The sequence below is a fragment of the Modestobacter versicolor genome, from assembly GCF_014195485.1.
Lineage (GTDB): Bacteria > Actinomycetota > Actinomycetes > Mycobacteriales > Geodermatophilaceae > Modestobacter > Modestobacter versicolor.
This window is the reverse complement of sequence record NZ_JACIBU010000001.1, coordinates 3,116,071-3,137,693: the sequence shown is the minus strand read 5'-3', so window position 1 is coordinate 3,137,693 and position 21,623 is coordinate 3,116,071. Positions and strand designations below refer to the sequence as shown.

The following is a 21,623-nucleotide window of genomic DNA, read 5'->3' as shown; positions in this document are numbered from 1 at the left end:
TCCAGGCACGCCGGCGGTGCCGACAACCAGGGTGTGACCACGACCACCACCACCTTCGTCGCCGCCCGCAGCCGCGCGCACGGCCCGACGGCTGCCCTGTGGCACGCCGTCGAGGTGCACCGGACCGTCGCCGACCTGGACGGCGCCTGCGAGCTCACCGTCTGCGGGTCGCTGGCCCGCGTCAGCACCGAGCGGGCGTGGCCGGCCACCGGCACCGACGTCTGCCCGGCCTGCACCACCCAGGCCCGCTGACCGGGGACTGAGACGGACCCGCCGCCCGGTGTGAACGCCGGGCGGCGGAGCCCCGTACTCCTCGTCGCAGGGCCCTCCCGGCCCCGCGCCGGACGGACGCAGCGTCCACCTCCGGCACCTGCCAGACGACGGAGTCAGCCATGTCCTCGAAGCGCACCCGCATCATCGCCGGAGCAGCCGTGCTCGGGTTCATGGCGGCCACCGCCCCGGCGGCCCTCGCCGACGGCGACGCCCCGCGTGGGGGGCAGTCCTCGGACGGCCGGCACGACGGGGAGAACCTGGCCGCGATCGGCCTGACCCCCGACGGGAAGCGGCTCGTCTCCTTCGACACCGATCGCCCGGAGCGGGCCCGCGACCTGGGCGTCGTGCAGGGCCTGGTCGGTGACGGCCGGCTCGTCGGCATCGACCACCGCCCGGCCAACGGCCTGCTCTACGGCGTCGGCGACAAGGGCGGGGTCTACACGATCGCCGGGGCCACGGCCACCAAGGTCTCCCAGCTCAGCGTCGCGCTCTCCGGCACCGCCTTCGACATCGACTTCAACCCGGTCGTCGACCGGCTGCGGATCGTCAGCGACGCCGGCCAGAACCTGCGGCACGACGTGGGCGCGCAGGGCGGCACGTCGACCGACGGCGTGCTGAGCTACCCGGCTGCCCCGCCGGCCACCACGCCGACGACGGCCACCGGGGTCACCGGTGCCGCGTACACCAACAACGACGCGGACCCGGCCACGGCCACGACCCTCTTCGACGTCGACACGGTGCTGGACCAGGTCGTGATCCAGTCCCCGGCCAACGCCGGCCTGCTCGCCGCCACCGGCAAGCTCGGCGTGGACGCCACCGGTGACGCCGGCTTCGACATCTACAGCGAGGTCCGCCGGGGCAGCGCGGTCGAGCTCTTCCCCTACCTGGTGCTGCAGGTGGGTGGTCGCTACGGCCTCTACGAGGTCTCCCTGCTGACCGGCCGGGTCACGCCGGAGGGCACCTTCCCGCGCGACCGGCAGGTGAGCGACATCGCCCTCGTGCCCGGCCAGCTCTGAGCCGACCGCCCGGCGTTCCACGTGGAACGCCGGGCGTCACCTGCCGGTGAACTCCGCGGGGCGCTTGGCCAGGAACGCCTCCACCGCCTCGCGGTGGTCGGCGCTCCCACCCAGCTCGGTCTGCAGGCTCGCCTCCAGCGCCAGGGTGTCCTCCAGCGAGTCGGTCGCGGCGGTGGCCAGCACGGTCTTGATCGCCCGGTAGGCCAGCGTCGGTCCGGTCGCGAGCCGGGCGGCCAGCGCCTGCGACTCGGCCAGCACCTGCTCCGGCGGCACCACCCGGTGCACCAGCCCCCAGTGGCCGGCCATCTCGGCGGTGAACGGCTCGGGGAACAGCAGCAGCTCGGTGGCCCGCGACCCGCCGACGCAGTGCACCAGCCGGGAGGCCAGCGCCGAGTCGCTGGACAGCCCGATGCCGGCGAACGCGGTGGTGAACTTCGCCCCGGCCGCCGCCACCCGCAGGTCACCGGCGAGCGCGATGCCCATCCCGGCGCCGGCGCAGGCGCCGTTGATGCCGACCACGAGCGGCACCCGGAGCGCGGCCAGCGCCCGGATCAGCGGGTTGTACTCGGCCTCGACCACCGACAGGGAGCTCTCCGCGTTCCCGCGGAGCACCTCGACGTGCTCGGCGAGGTCCTGCCCCACGCAGAAGGCCCGGCCGCTGCCGGTGAGCAGCACGGCGCGCACCGACCCGTCCGCGGCCACCGCCTGCACGTGGTCCATCAGCTCGGTGCGCAGCTGGTGGGAGAGCGCGGGGCGCTGCAGGGTCAGCGTCGCGACCCCGCCGGCGTCGCTGCGGGTGACGGTGGGCTCGGACATCGTCGTCCTCTCAGTCCTGGGCGTAGTCGTGGAAGCCGCGGCCGGTCTTGCGGCCCAGCTCCCCGGCCGCCACCTTGTCACGCAGCAGCTGCGGTGGGCTGAACCGTTCGCCCAGCGTGCCGGCCAGGTGCTCGGCGATGGCCAGCCGCACGTCCAGCCCGACCAGGTCGGTGGAGCGCAGCGGGCCCATCGGGTGCCGGTAGCCCAGCTCCATCGCCGCGTCGATCGCCTCGGCGTCGGCGACGCCCTCCTCGAGCATCCGGATCGCCTCCAGGCCGAGCAGCACGCCCAGCCGGGAGGAGGCGAAGCCGGGGGAGTCGCGCACCACGACGTCGGTCTTGCCCAGCGCGCGCACCCAGCCCCGGGTGGCCGTGACGACGTCCTCGGCGGTCTCCGGGGCGACCACCACCTCGACCAGCTTCGACGCCGGCACCGGGTTGAAGAAGTGCATGCCGAGGAACCGGGCCGGCCGCTGCAGCGCCGCCGCGAGCTCGGTGATCGACAGCGACGAGGTGTTCGTCGCCAGCACGGCGTCCGGCCCCAGCACCGCCTCGGCGGCGGTGAGCACGGCGACCTTCAGGTCGGCCCACTCCGGCACGGCCTCGACCACCAGGCCGGTGCCGCCGGCCAGCTGCGCCGGGGAGTCGACCAGCGAGAGCCGGGCCAGCACGTCGGCGACGTCGCCGGTGAGCTTCCCGCGTCGGGCGGACTCCTCGAGGCCCTCGGCCACCCGGCCGCGGGCGGCCTCCGCGGCCTCGTCGCCGGCCTCGACGACCTCCACCCGGGCGCCGGCGAGGAGGAAGGCCTGCGCGATGCCGGCGCCCATCCGGCCGCCGCCGATGACCCCCACCCGGTCCGGGACGTCGCTCATCTCATCGTCTCCTCGGTTCCCCGCCGGGCACCGTCGCCCGCCGGACCTGCCGCCATCATGCCGAGCAGGGGCCGGCGCCGGAGCGCGGGCCGGGGACCGATGAGTGGTCCCGGTCACCCGGTGTGTACGCAACCGGATCGCGCGCCTAAGGTGAGCCTGCCCTTCGTCACCGGACGCAGGGATCCTGCTGTGTCCGGAGGTGCAGCCATGGGGCCGGTGTTCACCGCCAGCTACCTCATCGGTCTGCGTGAGGGCCTGGAGATGGTCCTCATCGTCAGCGTGCTCGTGGCCTACCTGGTGAAGACCGGCCGCCGCCAGCACCTGCTGCCGGTCTGGGCCGGTGTGGGCGCGGCCGCCGCGCTCTCGATCGGGTTCGGCTGGGCGCTCAGCTACGTCTCCACGACGGTGCTCGGCGGCCCCGGCCAGGAGCTGTTCGACGCGATCACCTCGGTGCTCGCCGTCGCGCTGGTCACCTGGATGGTGTTCTGGATGCGCCGCACCGCCCGCCGGCTCTCCGGTGAGCTGCGCGGCCGGCTGGACGGCGCGATCGGCCTCGGGGTCGGCGCGGTCGTCGGCATCGCCTTCCTCTCCGTCGCCCGCGAGGGCCTGGAGACGACGCTGCTCTTCTTCGCCTCCGCCCAGGGCGCCACCTCGTCTTCCCCGCTGCTCGGGCTGGGTGCCGGCCTGCTGACCGCGGTCGTCGTGGGCGTCGGCCTGTACGCCGGGGCGATCCGGATCAACCTCTCCCGCTTCTTCATGGTCAGCGGCGCCCTGCTCGTGCTGGTCGCCGCCGGGATCTTCAAGTACGCGGTGCACGACTTCCAGGAGGCCGGCGTCCTGCCCGGCCTGTCCACCCTCGCCTTCGACGCCAGCGGCTGGCTGGACCCCACCAGCTGGTACGGCGCGCTGGCCGCCGGGCTGTTCAACATCACCCCGCAGCCCAGCGTGCTGGAGACGGTCGCCTGGCTGGCGTACCTGGTGCCGGTGCTCGTGCTGTTCCTGCTCCCCGCCCGCACCCGCTCGACCCCGGCCGCCGCCCCGGCGCCGGCCCCTGACGTCGTCTCGGAGAACACCCCGCATGTCCAAGCCCGCGCGTAAGCGCCTCGCCCTCGCCACCCTCACCGGGCTGACCGCCGTCACCCTGGCCGCCTGCGGCGGTGACGACCCCTCCTCCGGCGGCTCGTCGGCTGCCGCCGACGACATCGCGGTGGCCGCCAGCGACGACGCCTGCGACGTCGCCACCACCGAGCTGGACGCCGGCGTGCACCAGTTCACCGTCACCAACTCCGGCAGCAAGGTGACGGAGTTCTACGTCTACGCCGACGGCGACCGGGTGATGGGCGAGGTGGAGAACATCGCCCCGGGCGTCGCCCGCGAGCTGCGGGTCGAGCTGCCGGCCGGCGAGTACGAGACCGCCTGCAAGCCGGGCATGGTCGGCGACGGCATCCGCTCTGACCTCACCGTCTCCGGCGAGGCCTCCACGCTGTCCGAGGACGAGACGCTCGCCCAGGCCGGGGTCGACTACCAGCGCTACGTGCAGTCGCAGACCGGCGCGCTGCTGGAGCAGACCACCGCCTTCACCGACGCGGTCAAGGCCGGCGACATCGAGGGCGCCAAGGCGCTCTTCCCGGTCTCGCGCACCTACTGGGAGCGGATCGAGCCGGTCGCGGAGATCTTCGGCGACCTCGACCCGATCATCGACGGCCGCGAGGGCGACCAGGCCGAGGGTGAGGACTTCACCGGGTTCCACCGGATCGAGAAGGCGCTGTGGGAGACCGGCGACGTCTCCGACATGGGCCCCTACGCCGACCAGCTGAAGGCCGACGTCGAGGAGATCGTGGCGCTGGCCAACGACGTCACCCTCGACCCGCTGCAGCTGGCCAACGGTGCCAAGGCGCTGCTCGACGAGATCGCCACCGGGAAGATCACCGGCGAGGAGGACCGGTACTCGCACACCGACCTCTGGGACTTCGCCGCCAACCTCGAGGGCTCCGAGGCCGCCGTCCAGGCGCTCCGCCCCTACCTGGAGGAGAACGACGCCGACCTGGTCGCCGAGATCGACGAGCGGTTCGCCGCGACCGAGGCGGAGCTGGAACAGTACCGATCGGGCGACGGTTGGACCCTCTACGACCAGCTGACCGAAGAGCAGCTGCGCGGCCTGAGCGACAGCATCACCGCCCTGACCGAGTCGGTCAGCCAGGTGGCCTCGGTCGTCGCCGGAGAGTGAGTCCTGAGCCTGCATGAGCACTGACGGTCTGTCCCGCCGCCGCTTCTTCGGCCTCGCCGGCGCCGGCACCGCCGGCGTCATCGCCGCCGGTGCCGCCGGCGGGGTCATCGGGCGGGCCACGGCCGAGGAGCCGGCCGCCCCGGCCGGCGCCGCCGCCGACGACGCGGTCCCGTTCACCGGCGCGCACCAGGCCGGGATCGTCACCCCGGCGCAGGACCGGCTGCACTTCGTCGCCTTCGACGTCATCACCGACGACCGCGCCGAGCTGGTCGAGGTGCTGCAGGCGTGGACGGCGGCCGCCCGGCGGATGACCGCGGGGCAGGACGCCGGCGAGGTCGGCGCGGTCGGCGGCGGGCAGTACGACGTCCCCGACGACACCGGTGAGGCGCTGGGCCTGCCCGCCAGCGGGCTGACCCTGACCGTCGGCTTCGGGCCGACGCTGTTCACGACCGCCGACGGCGTCGACCGCTTCGGGCTGGCCGCGCGCCGGCCGGCGCCGCTGGCCCCGCTGCCGAGCTTCCCCGGCGACGCCATCGACGAGGCGATCAGCGGCGGCGACCTGTGCGTGCAGGCCTGCGCCAACGACCCGCAGGTCGCGGTGCACGCCATCCGCAACCTGGTCCGGCTGGGGGCGGGCGTGGTCAGCGTCCGCTGGTCGCAGCTGGGCTTCGGCCGGACGTCGTCCACCTCCAGCGCGCAGGCCACCCCGCGGAACCTGTTCGGCTTCAAGGACGGCACCGACAACCTCAAGGCCGAGAGCCCGAAGGCGCTGGACCAGTTCGTCTGGGTGGCCGACGGCGACCCGGGCGCGGACTGGCTGGCCGGCGGTTCCTACGTGGTGACCCGCAAGATCCGGATGCGGATCGAGCCGTGGGACACCTCGACGCTGGCCGAGCAGGAGGCCACCATCGGCCGCACCAAGAAGGCGGGGGCGCCGCTGGGCCAGCGGGCGGAGTTCGACCCGGTCGACTTCACCAAGCAGGTCGACGGCGAGTTCGCCGTCCCGCCCACCTCGCACGTCTTCCTCGCCCACCCGACCAACTCCGGGACGGCGATCCTGCGGCGCGGCTACAGCTTCGTCGACGGCTCCGACGGGCTGGGCCGGCTGGCCGCCGGGCTGTTCTTCATCGCCTACCAGCGGAACCCGGAGACCGGCTTCGTGCAGGTGCAGCGGAACCTGCGCACGGACGCGATGAACGAGTACATCCAGCACACCTCCTCGGCGGTGTTCGCCTGCCCGCCGGGCGTCACCGGGGACGACGACTGGTGGGGTCGCGCGCTCTTCTCCTGACTGGACGGGACGGGTGCCCGGTGGCCAGGCTGGTCACCATGGCTGAGGGCACTCCCCGCATCGTGGTCGTCGGCGGCGGGTTCGCCGGGTTCTACGCACTGCGCCACCTGCACCGGCACCTGGCGCCCGAGCAGGCCGAGCTGGTGCTGGTGAACCCCACCGACTACCTGCTCTACAGCCCGCTGCTGCCCGAGGTGGCGACCGGTGTCATCGAGGCCCGGCACATCGCCGTCTCGCTGCGGCGCGCGCTGCCGCGGGTGCGGCTGGTGCTCGGCCACGTCACCGGCGCCGACCTGGCCGCCCGCACCGTGACGGTGACCTCCGCGCCGGCCTCCGGCCCGCGGGAGGTGCACCAGGAGCACTGGGACCGGCTGGTGCTGGTGCCGGGTTCGGTCACCCGGCAGTTCGACATCCCCGGTGTCGCCGAGCATGCCCGCGGGCTGAAGACGCTGGTCGAGGCGGTCTACCTGCGCGACCACCTGATGCACCAGCTGGACGCGGCCGACGCCGAGCCGGACACCGAGGAGGGCCGCGCCCGGCGCCGGGAACGGCTCACCGTCGTCGCGGTCGGGGCCGGCTACACCGGGACGGAGTTCGTCGCCCAGACCCAGCGCTGGCTGCGCACGATCGAGCGCCGCTGGAACCGCACCGGCACCGAGGACATCCGCTGGATCCTGGTCGACGTGGCCCCGACGGTGCTGCCCGAGCTCGGCCCGGAGCTCGGCCGCCTCGCCCTGGACCTGCTGCACGACCGCGGCGTCGACGTCCGGCTCGGGGTGAGCGTGGCGTCGGCCGACGCGCGCAGCGTCACCCTCACCGACGGCACCGTCGTCGCCACCCGGACGCTGGTGTGGGGCGCCGGGGTGGCGCCCAGCCCGCTGGTCGCCGGGCTCGACCTACCCACCCGCAAGGGCCGGGTCGTCGTCGACGCCGACCTCTCGGTGCCCGGGGTGCCGCACGTCTGGGCGGCCGGCGACGCCGCCGCCGTGCCCGACCTCGCCGCGGCGCTGCCCGCGGCGACCCCGCCGGACACCCCGCCGACCGCGCAGCACGCCCAGCGGCAGGGCACGGCGCTGGGCCGGAACATCGCCGCCAGCCTGGGGGTGGGCACCGCGAGGCCCTACCGGCACCGCGACCTCGGCCTGGTCGCCGACCTGGGCGGCCGGGACGCCGTCGCCAAGCCGCTCGGGGTGCCGCTGACCGGGCCGCTGGCCAAGTTCGTGACCCGCGCCTACCACCTGTACGCCCTGCCGGCGATGGCCAACCGGCTGCGGGTGGCGACCGACTGGCTGTGGCAGGCGGTGCTGCCGCCGGAGAGCACCCAGCTCGACGTCGTCCGGCCGGAGGACGCGCGGCTCGCCGCCGCTCAGGGCACCGGGATCTACGGGCCGCCGGCGAGCTGACCGGTCAGGCGGTGTTGGACCGCCGGTGCACGTCGGCGCCGCGGACCCGCTCGCCGCAGGCCGCGCAGGTGGTCGTCGCCTGCAGCTCGTGGTCGTGGTGCAGCAGCGTCACCGGCGGGGTCTCCACCGCCCAGCGGTCGCCCCAGGCCATCAGCGAGCGGAGCACCGGCAGGAGGTCCTTGCCGGCCGGCGTCAGGTGGTAGTCGAACCGCGGGGGCGCGTCGGAGTACTGCCGCCGCTCCAGCACCTCGGCCTCGACCAGCGCCTTGAGCCGGGCGGAGAGCCGGTCCCGGGGGGCGCCGGTGCCGGCGAGGATCTCGCTGAACCGGTGGTTGCCCAGCGACACCTCGCGGACGGCGAGCAGCGACCAGCGGTCGCCGACCACCTCCAGGGCGGCGGCGATCGAGCAGAAGCGTCCGGGCAGCTCCGACACCAGCGTCACACCTCCAGGTTTGCACATCAAACCGACGACCGCTAACGTCCGCCTCTCGGTTCGATCGTCAAACCATCCCGTCGGGGGACCCATGCCCAGCGCCGTCGCCGCTGCCACGCCGGTCCTGCGGGCCACCCCGCAGCAGGTCCGCACCCTGCTCATGGCGTCGCTGGCCACGCTGCTGGTGCTGATCACCTTCGTCACGCCGCTGGCCACCGCCGTCCGGACGACGGTGGCCCTGGACGCCGGACCGGGCGCCCAGGCGTGGCTGCTCAGCGCGATGAGCGTGGGCCTGGCCACCGCGCTGCTCACCGCCGGCGTGCTCGCCGACGACCTCGGCCGGCGCCGGGTCTTCACCGCCGGGCTGGTCGTGCTCGGCCTGGGTGCGGTGCTCGTCGCGGTGTCCGGCTCCCCGGGCGTCTTCATCGCCGGCCGGCTGCTGCAGGGGGTGGGTGGCGCGGCGGTGCTCGCCTGCGCCCTCGGCCTGATCGGGGCGGCGTTCCCGCCGGGCCCCGCCCGCAGCCGGGCGGCCGCCGTCTGGGGCGCCAGCGTCGGGGCGGGCACCGGGCTGGGCGGCCTGGTCACCGTCGCGCTGGACCACGGGCAGGGCTGGCGGACGACGTACTGGGCGACCGCCGCCGCGGCCGTGCTGCTGGCCGGCGTCGCGCGGTGGACGCTGGCCGAGTCCGGTGGCCGCGCCGACCGGCGGGTCGACCTCGCCGGGATCGTGCTGCTCGCCGGCGGGATGAGCGCCCTGCTCGCCGGCCTGGTGCAGTCCCGCGGCGGGTGGGGGCAGCCCTCGGTCGCCGTCCTGCTCGTGCTCGGCGTCGCACTGCTGGCTGCCTTCGTCCCCGCCGAGCTGCGGCAGACCGCGCCGATGATCGACCTGCGGCTGTTCCGCATCCCCGGCTTCCTGGCCGCCACGGTCGGGGCGTTCGTCACCGGCGCGACGGTGGTGGGCCTGAGCTCCTACGTGCCCACGGTGCTCCAGCGCGGCCTGGGCGAGAGCCTGCTCAGCGCCACTCTGCTGGTGCTGGTGTGGTCGGCGGTCAGCACCGCCACCGCGCTCGCCGTCCGGCTGGTGCCCGGGCTGGACGGCCGGGTGCTGCTGGCGATCGCCCTGGCCGTCTGCGCGGTGGGGCTGGGCGCGTACGCGGTGCTCGACGCGGGCTCCTCCGGCGCCCGGCTGCTGCCGGGGCTCGTCGTCCTGGGCGTCGGCTACGGGGCCGCCAACGCCGCGCTGGGCCGGGAGGCGGTGGCGCACGTGCCGCCCGCGCAGGCCGGGATGGGCAGCGGCGCCAACAACACCGCGCGCTACCTCGGCGCCGCGGTCGGGGTGACCGTCGTCGTCCTGGTGGCCGGCTCGGGCACCCCGGTGGAGCTGCTGGCCGGTTGGGACCGGGCGGCGCTGGGCGGGGCGGTGCTCACCCTGCTCGGTGCGCTGCTGGTCGCGGTGATCCGGCCGGCCCGCACCGGCTGACGGGCGGAACGGCGCGGCCCTAGGGTTCGGCCCATGGTCGCCGACGCCCAGCAGCCGATGCGCGTGGTCATCGCGCCGGACTCCTTCAAGGGCACGCTGGGGGCGGCCGAGGCCGCCGACGCGCTGGCCGCCGGCTGGCGCGAGGTGCGCCCGGACGACGAGGTGCTCACCCTCCCGCTGGCCGACGGCGGCGAGGGCACGCTCGAGGCGCTCGGGCACGACCTCCCACCGGGGTGCTGGCGGAGCGCGCAGGTGACAGGTCCCGACGGCCGGCCGATGGAGGCCGCCTGGCTGCTGCTGCCCGACGGCACCGCCGTGGTCGAGATGGCCCGGGCGGCCGGGCTGCCGCTGCTCGAGCGCCCCGACCCGCTGGGCGCGACCACCCGGGGGCTGGGCGAGCTGCTGGCCGCCGTCGTCGCCGCGGGCGTCGACCGGGTGCTGCTGACGCTGGGCGGGTCGGCCACGACCGACGGCGGCACCGGCGCGCTGGCCGCGCTGGGCGCCCGCTTCCTGGACGCCGACGGCGCCGACCTGCCGCCCGGCGGCGGTGCGCTGGCCCGGCTGCACCGGGTCGACCTCGGCGGGCTCACCCCGCCGCCGCCCGGCGGCGTCCAGTGCCTGGTCGACGTCACCGCACCGCTGCTCGGCCCGCTGGGCGCGGCCGGCCAGTTCGGACCGCAGAAGGGCGCCTCCCCGGCGCAGGTCGCCGAGCTCGACGCTGCGCTCGCCCGGCTGGCCGACCTGCTCGGCGGCGACCGGGCGGCGCCCGGCGCGGGTGCGGCCGGGGGGACGGCGTACGGGTTCGCCGCCTGCTGGGGTGCCGACTTCGTCAGCGGGGCTGCCGCCGTGGCCGCGGCCGCCGGGCTCGACGACGCGCTGGCCGGCGCTGCCCTGGTGGTCACCGGGGAGGGGCAGTTCGACGCCCAGTCGCTGCGCGGCAAGGTCGTCGGCGAGCTGGTCGAGCGGGCCGGCCGCGCCGGGGTGCCGGTCACCGTCGTCGCCGGCCGGGTGGACGCCGACGGCGAGCTGCCGGTGCAGCGGGCGGTCTCCCTCACCGACCTGGCCGGGGACGTCCCGGCGGCGATGGCCGAGCCCGCGCGGTGGCTCGCCGAGGCAGGTCGTCAGCTCGCGCGGGAACAGTCCGTCACACGGTGACGTTGGCGGCTAGGGTCACCCAGCCGTCCGAACGCATGTGTACGAACGCCCTCGCGGGGCATCACCCACGCGGAGCGTCCAGCCAGCGCCGGCCGGCCCGGGTGTGCACCGGACGAGCAGGCAGGACGAGGGGACGGCGCGACGTGGTGGAGCCAGCGAGGAAGATCCTCGCCGACCGCTACGAACTGCGCGCCCTGCTCGCCGCCGGCGGCATGGGCCAGGTCTGGCGGGCGCACGACCAGCTGCTCGGCCGCCCGGTCGCGGTCAAGGTGCTGCGCAGCGAGTACACCGGCGACGAGCTCTTCCTGGCCCGCTTCCGGGCCGAGGCGCAGCACGCCGCGGCGCTGGGCCACCCGAACATCGCCGCCGTCTACGACTACGGCGAGGAGCCGGCGATCGACGGGTCGGGCGAGCACCTCGCCTACCTGGTCATGGAGCTGGTCGAGGGCGAGTCGCTGTCCTCCCTGCTCGCCCGCGGCGGCGCGCTCACCCCCGACCGCACGCTCGACCTGCTCCGGCAGACCGCCGCCGCGCTGGCCGTCGCCCACGAGGCCGGCGTCGTCCACCGGGACGTGAAGCCGGGCAACGTGCTCGTCCGCTGGGACGGCACCGTCAAGATCACCGACTTCGGGATCGCGTGGTCGGCGGGCAGCGTGCCGCTGACCCAGACCGGCCAGGTGATCGGCACCGCCTCCTACCTCTCCCCGGAGCAGGCGGCCGGCGCGCACGCCACCCCGGCGAGCGACGTCTACGCCCTGGGCATGGTCGGCTACGAGTGCCTGGCCGGTCGGCGGGCGTTCGACGGCGACAACTCGGTCACCATCGCGCTGCGGCACCTGCGCGACACCCCCGACCCGCTGCCCGACGAGGTCCCGGCCGGCATCCGCACGCTCATCGAGCACGCCCTGGTCAAGGACCCGGCGCAGCGCTACCCGGACGGCGCGGCGTTCGTGGCCGCCGTTGACGAGGTGCTCGCCGGCCGGCAGCTGCCGCCGGTGCAGCGCACCGACACGCAGAGCTTCTGGCTGCTGCCCGACGCCGCGGCGCTCGCCGGGGCGGCCCCGGCCACCGGCGAGACGCGGCGCCCGCCCCGCCCGGCGCCGCAGGGCCGGGTCGGCCGGCTGCTGGTGCCGCTCGTGGCGCTGCTGGTCGGCGCCGGGCTCGCCGCGGGCGTGCTCCAGGCGCTGACCCCGACCGCGCCGCCGGCGACCACCGCCTCCACGCTCCAGGTGACCGCGTCCCCGGCGGCCGACGAGCTGGTGCTGGAGCGGGCCGACTACGTGGGCCGCCCGGTCGACGCCGTGCGCATCCAGCTGGAGGCGATGGACCTCCAGGTGCAGCTGGAGGCCGTCGAGACCGACGAGGTGTCCCCGGGCACCGTCGTCGACGTCGCGCCGCTGTCGGTCCGGCTGCAGCCCGGCCAGACCGTGCTGGTCAGCTACGCGGCCGCCGCCGAGCCGCGCAGCAGCTCCGCGGGCGGCTCCTCGCGCGCGCCGGCCGAGGCCGTCGTCCAGTCCCCGGAGAAGGCGACGCCGTCGGCCAGCCCGACGCCGCGGGCGACCACCAGCACGCCGACCCCCAGCCCGACCGCCACGCCGACCCCCACGGTGACCACCGAGCCCGTGGAGACCGAGCCGGTGGAGACCGACGAGCCGGACGAGGACGACGACGACGACGAGGACGGCGGCACCCCGGTGACCACCGCCCCCACCACGACGGCCACGCCGACCAGCACCGCCGCGACGACGCTGCGCTGAGCTCGCCGGGCCCGTCGGGCCCGCGCGCCGGTATCGTCCAGCCCGACAGGGCCGCCGCACCGTGGCGGCGGACCTCGCTGGTCGTGAGGGGCCGTGGTCACGCGAGCGGACGAGCCGGAGCACGCAGCCGGCCCGAGCGCGGCCCGCATCGACCACACCGCCGTCTTCCGGGCGATGCCGACGCCCTACCTGGTGCTGACGCCCGACCTGGTGATCGCCGACGCCAACGACGCCTTCCTGGCCAGCACGGGCCGGGCGCTGGCCGAGCTCGTCGGCCGGGACCTCTTCGACGCCTTCCCGGGCAACCCCAACGACCACGAGCCGGACGGCGGGGCGGCCAAGGTGCGCGCGGCGATCCTGCGGGCCAGGGACACCGGCCGGCCGCACACCATGCCGGTGCAGCAGTACGACATCCCGGACCGTGCCGGGGGCTTCGTCAAGCGCTTCTGGAGCCTGATCAGCGTCCCGGTGCTCGACGCGGCCGGCGGGTGCCGGTACGTGCTCCAGCGGGCCGAGGACATCACCGACTACGTCCGCGAGCAGGCCCAGGCAGGGCACCCGAGCGGCACCGGCAAGAAGTGGCGGCGCCGCGTGCTCGAGGTGGAGAGCGACCTGTTCGCCCGAGCCGCCGAGCTCCGGGCATCGCGGGAGGCGGAGGCCGAGACCGCCCGCCGGCTGGCCGCCCTCTCCGCGGTCGCCCTGGCCCTCGGCGAGGCGGAGACGCTCGACGAGCTGGCCCGGGTGGTCACCCACCGCGGTCTGGTGGGCCTCGGCGCGATCGGCGGGGCGGTCGGCGTCCGCGAGGGCGACCACCTGCGCATCGTGCTGACGGAGGACCTGGGTGCCGCCCAGGCGGGTGCGGACACCCTGCTGCCCCTCGAGGCCGGCTACCCCGGCTGCGTGGCGGCCCGCACCGGGCAGCGGGTGCTGCTGCCGGACACCGCAGCCAGCCTCGCGTTCTCCGCCGAGTGGGCGGCGCTGATGGCCGACACGGTCGGGCAGGCCTGGGCGGCGGTGCCGCTGGAGAGCGGCGGGCGGCGGATCGGCTCGCTCAGCGTCGCCTGGGACCGGCCGCGGACGCTGGACGAGGGCGAGCTGGAGCTGCTGGTCGCGCTGGCCGCGCAGTGCGCCCAGGCGCTGGAGCGGATCCGGGCCCGGCAGGCCGAGCAGGAACGGCACGCCGCCGTCCAGGGGATGGCCGAGGCGCTGCAGCGCAGCCTGCTCACCGAGCCGCCGGAGCCCGACCACCTGGAGATCGCCGTCCGCTACCTCCCCGCGGCGTCCCAGGCCCAGGTCGGCGGCGACTGGTACGACGCCTTCCTGCTCGGCGACGGCCGCACCGCCCTGGTCATCGGCGACGTCACCGGGCACGACCGGCACGCCGCGGCGGCGATGGCCCAGGTGCGCAACGTGCTCCGCGGGGTGGCGCACAGCCTGCAGGAGCCACCGGCCGCCGTCCTGACCGCGCTGGACCGGGCGATGTGCGACCTCGCGGTCGACACGCTGGCCACCGCGGTGCTGGCGACGATCGAGCAGGGGCCGGCGGAGGAGGCCCGGGGGGTGCGGCTGCTCCGCTGGAGCAACGCCGGCCACCCGCCACCGCTGCTGGTCTCGCCGGAGGGGGAGGTGTCCGTGCTCGAGCACGAGCCGGACCTGCTGCTGGGCCTGGACCCCTCGGCGTCGCGCGCTGACCACGTCGCCGAGCTGCGCGCCGGGGCGACGGTGCTGCTCTACACCGACGGCCTGGTCGAGCGGCGGGGGTCCTCGCTGGACGCCGGGCTCGCCTGGCTGGTCGCCGAGGTCGGCCGGGTGGGCCGGCTGCCGCTGGAGGAGGTCTGCGACCGGCTGCTGGGCGCGCTGGAGGGGGCCGTGGAGGACGACGTCGCGCTGCTCGCCGTCCGGGCCCACCCGCAGGACCGGCCGCGCCCCGCCGAGGCGGGCCGCAGCCGGCTGCCGGCCGGGCACAGCGCGGTCAGCGGCTGACGGCCCGGCGCGGCAGCAGGGGCAGGCCGGTGGCGCGGCAACCGAGGGCCAGGCACGCCACGGCGCCGGCCAGCGCGAGCCGACCCGGCGACGCGTCCACCCCGCCGAGCAGCACGCCGACGGCGCCCGCACCGGCGGCCGCGGCGAGCAGCCGTTCCCGACCGGTGCGCAGGCCGACCACGGCGAGCAGCAGCCCCGCGACGACCGCGACCCGAGCGGGGTGCGCGGCGCCGGCCAGCTGACCGGACCACGGCAGGCCGAGCGCGGCCACGGCGAGCACGGCGGCCCCGAGGAACCAGCTGCGCCCGCCGCTCACTCGTCGCGTCCGGGGGCCAGCCACAGCGCGGCGCCGGCTGCCGCGACGGCGGCCGTCAGCCAGAACCCGCGGTCGCTGGCGGCCAGCGGCAGCGCCACCAGCACCCACGCGGCGGCCAGCGCCGCCAGGCCGACCGCACCGGCCCGCCAGGCGGTCCGGGCCGGCAGCCGGCCGGTCAGCGCGGCGACCGCCGGGACCAGCACCAGCAGCGCGCCCAGCGTGGCGAAGGCCGACCAGGTCGGGACGACCTCCCACAGCGACTGGTTGCCGAAGTCGAGGGCCAGCCCCACCTGCAGCAGCACCAGCGCGAGCACGCCCAGGCCCAGCGGCAGCAGCGCGCTGCCGTGGCGGCCGGCGCCCTGCAGCGCGGCGAGCGGTGAGCGGCGCTGCCCCGGAGGAGGGGTCGCCGGCATGCCGACGGAGGTGGACGGCCCCGGGGACGGCGGCGGGCTCGCCGCGCTGCTGCCGTGCGCGGCCTCCGGGGTGAACCCCGGCACGAAGTCGACCGGCCCGGTCACCTGCGTGGACGACGCGGGGTCGTAGTACCCCGGCTGGTGGGCGGTCGGCTGCTCGTGCTGACCGGCGCCCGGGCCGGGCTGGCCGGGCAGCGGCTGGCCGGGGGCGGCGGCCGGGGTCCACCCGGGCGCCGGCTGGGTCGGTGGCTCACCGGCCGGCACCTCCGCCGGCGAGGGGTCCAGGGTCTCCTGCCGCTGGCTGGGCGGGAGCAGAATCGACTGGGTCCGCGGGTCGTCGCCGTCGGTGTGCGGCTGCGGCTCGGGGATCGGCGGGTGCGGGGAGCTCATCTGTCCTCCTGGTGGCGGGCGTCGGGGTGCGGCCCCGGCAGTGGATGCCGGGGGTCCGGACGGCAGGCAGGGGCATGCCACCGTAGCGGCGCCGCCCCCTAGGGTCGGTCCGTGGCAGTGCGTGCGGGCATCGTGGTCACCGGTACCGAGGTGCTCACCGGGCGGGTGAGCGACCGCAACGGCCCCTGGCTGGCCGAGGCGCTCCGGGCCCGCGGGGTCGACGTCGGGTCGGTCGTCGTGGTCGGCGACCGGCCGGAGGACCTGCGCGCGGCGCTGGGCTTCCTGGCCGGCAGCGTCGACCTGGTCATCACCAGCGGGGGCCTCGGGCCGACCGCCGACGACCTCACCGCGGCCGTCGTCGGCGACTTCCAGGGCCGGCCCTCGATCGTCGACGAGGCGCTGGAGGAGCGGATCGCAGCCGTGGTGGCCCGGCTCTCCGCCCGCCGCGGCTGGCGGATGGACCCGGGAGCGACCGCAGCCGGCGTCCGCAAGCAGGCGCAGGTGCCCGCCGGGGCGACCGTGCTGGAACCGGTCGGGACGGCGCCGGGGCTGGTCGTGCCGGTGGCCGAGGGGCGCAGCGGGCCGCCGGTGCTGGTGCTGCCCGGGCCGCCGTCGGAGCTGCAGGGCATGTGGCCCGCTGCCGTCGACTCCGCCCCGGTGCGCGCAGCGCTGGCCGGTGCCACCGAGCTGCGGCAGCGGACCCTGCGGCTGTGGGGCACCCCGGAGTCGGAGCTCGCGGCCACCCTGCGCCGGGTCGACGACGAGCTGGCCGGGCTGGAGGTCACCACCTGCCTCCGCGACGGCGAGCTGGAGATCGTCACCCGCTACGACGCGGGCGCCGAGCCGGCCTACGGGCGGCTGGAGCAGGCGGTCACCGCCGACTTCGGGGACACGCTGTTCAGCGACGGGCCCACCGCCGACGCGCTGGTCGCCACCGCGTTCGCGGACCGCGGCTGGACGGTCGCGGTGGGGGAGTCGTGCACCGGCGGGCTGCTCACCGCCCGGCTGACCGCGGTCGAGGGCTCCTCGGCGTGGGTGCTCGGCGGGGTGGCGGCCTACGCGAACAGCGCCAAGGAGCAGCTGCTCGACGTGCCCGCCGCGACGCTGGCCCAGGCCGGTGCGGTGAGCCCCGAGGTCGCCCGCGCACTGGCCGAGGGTGCGCGCAGCCGGTTCGGCTCCGACGTGGGAATCGGGCTGACCGGCATCGCCGGACCGGGCGGCGGCACCGCCGAGAAGCCGGTCGGCACCGTCCACCTGGCCGCTGTCGGTCCGGACGGCGAGGTCGCGAAGTCGGTGGTCCTGATGGGGTCGCGGGACTCGATCCGGCAGCGGACGACGGCGCACGCCGTCCACCTGCTCCGGCAGCTGCTGCTGGGCGGTCCGCCCGCCTGACCGGTTCCACGTGGAACAGGTCGGTGCGTCGACCTCTCCTGGCGGAGGGTGACGGCGCACCGAGAACCACCCGGCTGTGATTGCGGACGGGTGTGAGTGGGAACCGGCTCCGTGTGGCACGCCGCTGGGTCCCCGGCTCGTGGCCCCGTCGCGTCCTGGTGACGCTGGGCTGCACCGCCGGTGGCTACCTGGCGATCGGGCTCGCGGCCGGCGGGGCGTCCGCGGCCGAGCCCGGCCTGCTGGCGCCGGTGGACGGCGTCGTCACGACCGTCACCGCACCTGCCGAGCCGGTGGTCGAGGGCGCTGCCGAGGCCGTGGAGCCCGTCGTCGAGGCCGTCGAGCCGGTCGCGGAGGCGGTGGAGCCGGTCGCGGAGACGGTGGAGCCGGTCGTCGAGGTGGTCGACGAGGTCGCACCGGTCGACGAGGTCGTGCCGGCCGAGGAGGTCGCGCCGGTCGTCGAGGACGCCGTCGAGCCCGTGGCCGAGGTCGTCGAGGAGGTCGCCCCGGTCGTCGAGGAGGTCGTCCCGGCCGAGGTCGCTCCGGTCGTGGAGGCCGTGGTCGAGCCGGTGACGGAGATCGCCCCGGTCACCGAGCCGGTCACCGAGCCGGTCACCGAGGTGGTCGTCGAGCCCGCGGCCGAGGTCGTCGCGCCGGTGGCCGCGGTCGTCGCACAGGTCGTGGCACCGGTGACCGAGCAGGTCGTCGTACCCGTGGTCGACGCGGTCGTGGAGCCCGTCGCCGAGGTCGTCGCGCCGGTGGCCGAGGTCGTCGCACCGGTCGTGGCACCGGTGACCGAGCAGGTCCTCGTGCCCGTGGTCGAAGCGGTCGTGGAGCCCGTCGCCGAGGTCGTCGCGCCGGTGGCCGAGGTCGTCGCACCGGTCGTGGCACCGGTGACCGAGCAGGTCGTCGTGCCCGTGGTCGAAGCGGTCGTGGAGCCCGTCGCCGAGGTCGTCGCGCCGGTGGCCGAGGTCGTCGCACCGGTCGTGGCACCGGTGACCGAGCAGGTCGTCGTACCCGTGGTCGAAGCGGTCGTGGAGCCCGTCGCCGAGGTCGTCGCGCCGGTGGCCGAGGTCGTTGCCCCCGTCGTCGCGCCGGTCACCGAGAACGTGGTCGCGCCCGTGGTCGACGTGGTCGTGCCGGTGGCCGAGGTGGTCGTCCCGGTCGTGGCGCCGGTGAGCGAGCAGGTCGTCGTACCCGTGGTCGAGGCCCTGGCGCCGGTGGTCACGCCGGTCACCGAGAACGTGGTCGCGCCCGTGGTCGAGACCGTCGCACCCGTGGCCGCCCCGGTCACCGGCGCGGTGGCCCCGGTGGTCGTCGCCGTGACCCCGGTCGTGGCGCCCGTGACCGAGGCAGCAGCCCCCGTCGTCGCGCCGGTGGTCGACGCCGTGCGCCCGGTCCTGGCGCCCGCCGCGCACGCGCCGGACCCGGTCGTGGCCCCCGCCGTCGCCGTCCTGGCCCCGGTGCAGGGCGCCGTCCGCACCCCCGTCGTCCCGGCTGCGGTCCAGCCCGTCCGCACCACGGTCGAGCCCGCGCCGGCCCCGGCTGCCCAGCCCGTCCCGCCGCTCGTCGTCCCGGCCGGGCCCGCGGACCTCACCGCAGCCCCCTCCCCGGTCACGGCGACCGGGCCGGTGACCCCGGCCGGCGCCCGGCCGCACGAGCTCGCTGGCCCGCGCCCCGGCACCGCCGCGGGCGTGACCCCGACCGAGCCGGTGCAGGCCGGATCGTCCGTCCCGGCGCCGTCGCAGGTGCCCGACCGGCCGCTGGTCACGCCGGTGTCGGTCCCCCCGGCTCCGGCCGCGCCGTCCGACGGTTCCCGCTCGGGCGGCGCCCTGGTGCTCGCCACGCTCCCCGCACCCCCGGTCCAGCCCTCGCTGGCCGACCTGGTCTCGAGCGCCCCGCTCCAGACCCTCCAGGACGGCTCGGACACCGAGCCCTCCGTCTCCCCCGCCTGACGGCCCCTCCCGCAGGTCCGGCCCCGGCCGGCGCGCCGCTGCGCGCCTGAGCCCCCGCCGCACCTGCCTCTCGCACCAGCGAGAGCGGTGACCCCTGCGCGCCCCCGGGCAGCGCGGGTCGCCACCACCTCCGGAACACCAGACCGGTGGTCCCGGCCGCAGCGACGCACCGTCCTCGGCCCGGTCGACCACCCCTGTACCGGTCGGGGCCCCGTGCACGGGGGGCGGGGCCTCGACCGCACATCGGCCGGGGTCATCCTCGGGGGCGGATCCCGGCTCCCCGCCCGCCCGGGTGTCGAGAGGCACCCGGGCGGGCACCCCCGTCCGGTGACCTCCCTGACGCTGCACGCCACCGGCCCGGTCGACCCGGCCGAGGTGTGGGACCGCTACCTGCACCCCTCGCGATGGTCCGGGTGGTCGCCGCAGATCAAGCGGGTGGAGGCGTCGGCCGACCGGATCGAGCAGGGGGTGACCGGCCGGGTGTACGACCCGATCGGCACCTCGGTGCCCTTCGTGGTCGACGAGGTGTCCGAGGTGCAGCGCCGGTGGGTCTGGCAGGTCGTCGTCGGCCCGACCCGGCTCGGGCTGGTGCACTGGGTGAGCCCGGCCCCGGACGGCGGCACCACCGCCGGCCTCCGGATCAGCGGCTTCGGGCCGCTGGTGGTCGGCTACGCCCCGCTGGCCCTGCTGGCGCTCAAGCGGCTGGTCACGGTCCGCACCGCGAGCTGACCGGGGTCTCGTACCGTGCGTCCATGAGCGTCACGCACGAGGTGACCAACCAGGCCCCGCCGCTCGTGGGCCACGACCCGATCGCCGGGGACGCCGCGCTGTCCGAGGCCTGCCTGCGGCACGCCGACGCGGCCGCGCTCGCCTCGCTCGCGGAGCTGGGCGCGCTCGCCGGCAGCGAGCAGGCGCAGGAGTGGGGCCGGCTGGCGAACGAGAACCCGCCGCGGCTGCGCACCCACGACCGGTACGGGCACCGGGTCGACGAGGTGGAGTTCCACCCGGCCTGGCACGAGCTGATGGGCACCGCGGTCGGGCACGGGCTGGCCGGCGTCCCGTGGGCCGACCAGGCGGCCGGGGACCGGCACGCGCACGTGCGGCGCGCGGTGGGCTACCTGGGCTGGACGCAGGTGGAGATGGGCCACGGCTGCCCGGTCACGATGACCTACGCCGTCGTCCCCGCGCTGCGCCGCGCCCCCGACCTGGCCGAGGCGCTCGAGCCCGGGTTGACCAGCCGGGAGTACCAGTTCGGGCTGGCCGACCCGCAGACCAAGCGCGGCCTGGTCGCCGGGATGGGCATGACAGAGAAGCAGGGCGGCTCCGACGTCCGCGCCAACACCACCCGGGCGACGCCGAACGGTGACGGCAGCTGGTCGCTGACCGGGCACAAGTGGTTCACCTCCGCGCCGATGAGCGACCTCTTCCTGGTGCTCGCGCAGACCGCCGAGGGGGTCTCCTGCTTCCTGGTGCCGCGGGTGCTGCCCGGCGGCGAGCGCAACCCGCTGGCCCTGCAGCGGCTCAAGGACAAGCTGGGCGACCGGTCCAACGCCTCCAGCGAGGTGGAGTTCGACCGGACGACGGGGTGGCTGGTGGGCGAGCCCGGCCGCGGCGTCCCGGCGATCATCGAGATGGTCGCCACCACCCGGCTGGACTGCGTGCTGGGCTCGGCGGCGACCGTGCGCGCGGCGCTCACCCAGGCGGTGCACCACGCCCGGCACCGCCGGGCCTTCGGCGCCCTGCTCGCCGACCAGCCGCTGATGCAGAACGTGCTGGCCGACCTGGCGCTGGAGAGCGAGGCGGCGACCGCGCTCGCCGTCCGGCTGGCCGCCGCCCAGGACGCCGGCGAGCGCGACTACCTGCGGCTGGCCGGCGCGGTGGCGAAGTTCTGGGTCTGCAAGCGCACCCCCACCGCGGTCGCCGAGGCGCTGGAGGTGCTCGGCGGGAACGGCTACGTGGAGGAGTCGGGCATGCCGCGGCTCTACCGCCAGGCGCCGCTCAACTCCATCTGGGAGGGCTCGGGCAACGTCATCGCCCTGGACGTGCTCCGCGCGCTGGGGTCCGGGTCGGCGTCACTGGCCGCGGTGACCGCCGAGCTGGACCTCGCCCGCGGTGCCGACCCGCGGTACGACGCCGCGCTCGCACAGCTCGCCGCCGAGCTCGGCGACCCGGACCAGCTCCCGCTGCGGGCCCGCCGGATCGCCGGTCGGCTCGCGCTGTGCCTGCAGGCCGCGCTGCTGCTGCAGCACGCGCCGGCCGCCGTCGCCGACGCCTTCTGCGCCACCCGGCTGGGCGGCGACTGGGGCGCGGTGCTGGGCACGCTGCCGCCCGGGACGCCGGTGGCCCAGCTGGTCGACCGGGCCGCCGTGGTCCCGGCCGGGCGCGCCGGGTGACCGACCGCCGACGGCGCCGCCGGGCGACCAGTCCCGCGGTCACCCCGACCGACCGGCACACT

At 76.5% G+C, this 21,623-nt stretch carries 19 protein-coding genes; 14 read left to right on the top strand and 5 right to left on the bottom strand.

Annotated features, from left to right (window positions below):
- The first annotated feature begins 33 nt into the window (after nt 1-33).
- Both FHX36_RS15325 and FHX36_RS15320 read left to right on the top strand, forming a co-directional pair.
- A complete protein-coding gene (locus FHX36_RS15325) occupies nt 34-252 on the top strand; it encodes a hypothetical protein (RefSeq protein ID WP_110552734.1) in 219 nt (72 codons plus the stop codon).
- 140 nt (nt 253-392) lie between these two features.
- Complete coding sequence (locus FHX36_RS15320) at nt 393-1,289, top strand: DUF4394 domain-containing protein (RefSeq protein WP_110552733.1); 897 nt, start codon at nt 393-395, stop codon at nt 1,287-1,289.
- A 36-nt stretch (nt 1,290-1,325) separates the two neighbouring features.
- Here the strand turns inward: FHX36_RS15320 and FHX36_RS15315 are convergent, their stop codons facing one another.
- Together FHX36_RS15315 and FHX36_RS15310 are read right to left on the bottom strand one after the other, a co-directional pair.
- Entirely contained in the window at nt 1,326-2,105 is a 780-nt protein-coding gene (locus FHX36_RS15315; RefSeq protein WP_110552732.1) for an enoyl-CoA hydratase-related protein, read from the bottom strand.
- A 10-nt stretch (nt 2,106-2,115) separates the two neighbouring features.
- Nucleotides 2,116-2,976: a 3-hydroxyacyl-CoA dehydrogenase family protein gene (locus FHX36_RS15310; RefSeq protein WP_110552731.1), complete on the bottom strand. Its 861-nt coding sequence runs from the start codon at nt 2,974-2,976 to the stop codon at nt 2,116-2,118.
- Between the two features lie 207 nt (nt 2,977-3,183).
- Here FHX36_RS15310 and efeU point away from each other — a divergent pair, with 207 nt between their 5' ends.
- From efeU to FHX36_RS15290, 4 genes are read left to right on the top strand one after another with little or no spacing between them, the layout of a single operon-like run.
- Entirely contained in the window at nt 3,184-4,074 is an 891-nt protein-coding gene (gene efeU, locus FHX36_RS15305) for an iron uptake transporter permease EfeU (protein WP_110552730.1), read from the top strand.
- Nucleotides 4,055-5,203 carry an iron uptake system protein EfeO gene (gene efeO / locus FHX36_RS15300; protein ID WP_110552729.1) on the top strand — a complete coding sequence of 383 codons (1,149 nt, stop codon included), beginning with the start codon at nt 4,055-4,057 and terminating at the stop codon, nt 5,201-5,203. Before efeU ends, efeO begins: the two co-directional genes overlap by 20 nt.
- Nucleotides 5,204-5,216: 13 nt before the next feature.
- A complete protein-coding gene (gene efeB / locus FHX36_RS15295) occupies nt 5,217-6,494 on the top strand; it encodes an iron uptake transporter deferrochelatase/peroxidase subunit (protein WP_110552728.1) in 1,278 nt (425 codons plus the stop codon).
- A 38-nt stretch (nt 6,495-6,532) separates the two neighbouring features.
- Nucleotides 6,533-7,897 carry an NAD(P)/FAD-dependent oxidoreductase gene (locus FHX36_RS15290; RefSeq protein ID WP_183513872.1) on the top strand — a complete coding sequence of 455 codons (1,365 nt, stop codon included), beginning with the start codon at nt 6,533-6,535 and terminating at the stop codon, nt 7,895-7,897.
- A gap of 4 nt (nt 7,898-7,901) precedes the next feature.
- On the opposite strand, the gene FHX36_RS15285 is transcribed toward FHX36_RS15290, so the two are convergent.
- The gene (locus tag FHX36_RS15285) at nt 7,902-8,330 is read right to left on the bottom strand and encodes a winged helix-turn-helix transcriptional regulator (protein ID WP_258373061.1); all 429 of its coding nucleotides are present in this window, start codon (nt 8,328-8,330) and stop codon (nt 7,902-7,904) included.
- Between the two features lie 91 nt (nt 8,331-8,421).
- Here FHX36_RS15285 and FHX36_RS15280 point away from each other — a divergent pair, with 91 nt between their 5' ends.
- The 4 genes from FHX36_RS15280 (at nt 8,422) to FHX36_RS15265 (ending at nt 14,705) form a co-directional block, all read left to right on the top strand.
- Entirely contained in the window at nt 8,422-9,810 is a 1,389-nt protein-coding gene (locus tag FHX36_RS15280) for an MFS transporter (RefSeq protein ID WP_110554259.1), read from the top strand.
- Between the two features lie 33 nt (nt 9,811-9,843).
- A complete protein-coding gene (locus tag FHX36_RS15275) occupies nt 9,844-10,965 on the top strand; it encodes a glycerate kinase family protein (RefSeq protein WP_246405495.1) in 1,122 nt (373 codons plus the stop codon).
- Nucleotides 10,966-11,108: 143 nt separating this feature from the next.
- Nucleotides 11,109-12,722, top strand: a complete 1,614-nt coding sequence (locus FHX36_RS15270) for a protein kinase domain-containing protein (protein WP_343056629.1) — start codon at nt 11,109-11,111, stop codon at nt 12,720-12,722.
- A gap of 93 nt (nt 12,723-12,815) precedes the next feature.
- Entirely contained in the window at nt 12,816-14,705 is a 1,890-nt protein-coding gene (locus FHX36_RS15265; RefSeq protein WP_110553376.1) for a SpoIIE family protein phosphatase, read from the top strand.
- On the opposite strand, the gene FHX36_RS15260 is transcribed toward FHX36_RS15265, so the two are convergent.
- Both FHX36_RS15260 and FHX36_RS15255 read right to left on the bottom strand, forming a co-directional pair.
- Nucleotides 14,695-15,021 carry a hypothetical protein gene (locus FHX36_RS15260; protein ID WP_110553375.1) on the bottom strand — a complete coding sequence of 109 codons (327 nt, stop codon included), beginning with the start codon at nt 15,019-15,021 and terminating at the stop codon, nt 14,695-14,697. The genes FHX36_RS15265 and FHX36_RS15260 overlap by 11 nt on opposite strands.
- Nucleotides 15,018-15,824, bottom strand: a complete 807-nt coding sequence (locus FHX36_RS15255; RefSeq protein WP_183513869.1) for a hypothetical protein — start codon at nt 15,822-15,824, stop codon at nt 15,018-15,020. The genes FHX36_RS15260 and FHX36_RS15255 overlap by 4 nt, the downstream gene beginning before the upstream one ends.
- Nucleotides 15,825-15,935: 111 nt before the next feature.
- Between FHX36_RS15255 and FHX36_RS15250 the strand changes: the two genes are divergently transcribed.
- From FHX36_RS15250 to FHX36_RS15235, 4 genes are all read left to right on the top strand, one after another.
- A complete protein-coding gene (locus tag FHX36_RS15250; protein WP_110553373.1) occupies nt 15,936-17,216 on the top strand; it encodes a competence/damage-inducible protein A in 1,281 nt (426 codons plus the stop codon).
- Nucleotides 17,217-17,329: 113 nt separating this feature from the next.
- Nucleotides 17,330-19,168 carry a hypothetical protein gene (locus FHX36_RS15245; RefSeq protein WP_183513867.1) on the top strand — a complete coding sequence of 613 codons (1,839 nt, stop codon included), beginning with the start codon at nt 17,330-17,332 and terminating at the stop codon, nt 19,166-19,168.
- A gap of 327 nt (nt 19,169-19,495) precedes the next feature.
- Nucleotides 19,496-19,897 carry an SRPBCC family protein gene (locus tag FHX36_RS15240; RefSeq protein ID WP_110553470.1) on the top strand — a complete coding sequence of 134 codons (402 nt, stop codon included), beginning with the start codon at nt 19,496-19,498 and terminating at the stop codon, nt 19,895-19,897.
- Between the two features lie 23 nt (nt 19,898-19,920).
- Nucleotides 19,921-21,561 (top strand): acyl-CoA dehydrogenase family protein, encoded by a 1,641-nt coding sequence (locus FHX36_RS15235; RefSeq protein WP_110553471.1) that lies wholly within the window; start codon nt 19,921-19,923, stop codon nt 21,559-21,561.
- Nucleotides 21,562-21,623: the final 62 nt, after the last annotated feature.

What these genes read in the sequence shown, in the direction of transcription:
- efeU (WP_110552730.1), top strand. Translation starts at nt 3,184, where the DNA reads ATGGGGCCGGTGTTCACCGCCAGCTACCTCATCGGTCTGCGTGAGGGC.
- FHX36_RS15310 (WP_110552731.1), bottom strand. Translation starts at nt 2,976, where the DNA reads ATGAGCGACGTCCCGGACCGGGTGGGGGTCATCGGCGGCGGCCGGATG.
- efeO (WP_110552729.1), top strand. Translation starts at nt 4,055, where the DNA reads ATGTCCAAGCCCGCGCGTAAGCGCCTCGCCCTCGCCACCCTCACCGGG.
- FHX36_RS15275 (WP_246405495.1), top strand. Translation starts at nt 9,844, where the DNA reads ATGGTCGCCGACGCCCAGCAGCCGATGCGCGTGGTCATCGCGCCGGAC.
- FHX36_RS15255 (WP_183513869.1), bottom strand. Translation starts at nt 15,824, where the DNA reads ATGAGCTCCCCGCACCCGCCGATCCCCGAGCCGCAGCCGCACACCGAC.
- FHX36_RS15320 (WP_110552733.1), top strand. Translation starts at nt 393, where the DNA reads ATGTCCTCGAAGCGCACCCGCATCATCGCCGGAGCAGCCGTGCTCGGG.
- FHX36_RS15290 (WP_183513872.1), top strand. Translation starts at nt 6,533, where the DNA reads ATGGCTGAGGGCACTCCCCGCATCGTGGTCGTCGGCGGCGGGTTCGCC.
- efeB (WP_110552728.1), top strand. Translation starts at nt 5,217, where the DNA reads ATGAGCACTGACGGTCTGTCCCGCCGCCGCTTCTTCGGCCTCGCCGGC.
- FHX36_RS15235 (WP_110553471.1), top strand. Translation starts at nt 19,921, where the DNA reads ATGAGCGTCACGCACGAGGTGACCAACCAGGCCCCGCCGCTCGTGGGC.
- FHX36_RS15280 (WP_110554259.1), top strand. Translation starts at nt 8,422, where the DNA reads ATGCCCAGCGCCGTCGCCGCTGCCACGCCGGTCCTGCGGGCCACCCCG.
- FHX36_RS15315 (WP_110552732.1), bottom strand. Translation starts at nt 2,105, where the DNA reads ATGTCCGAGCCCACCGTCACCCGCAGCGACGCCGGCGGGGTCGCGACG.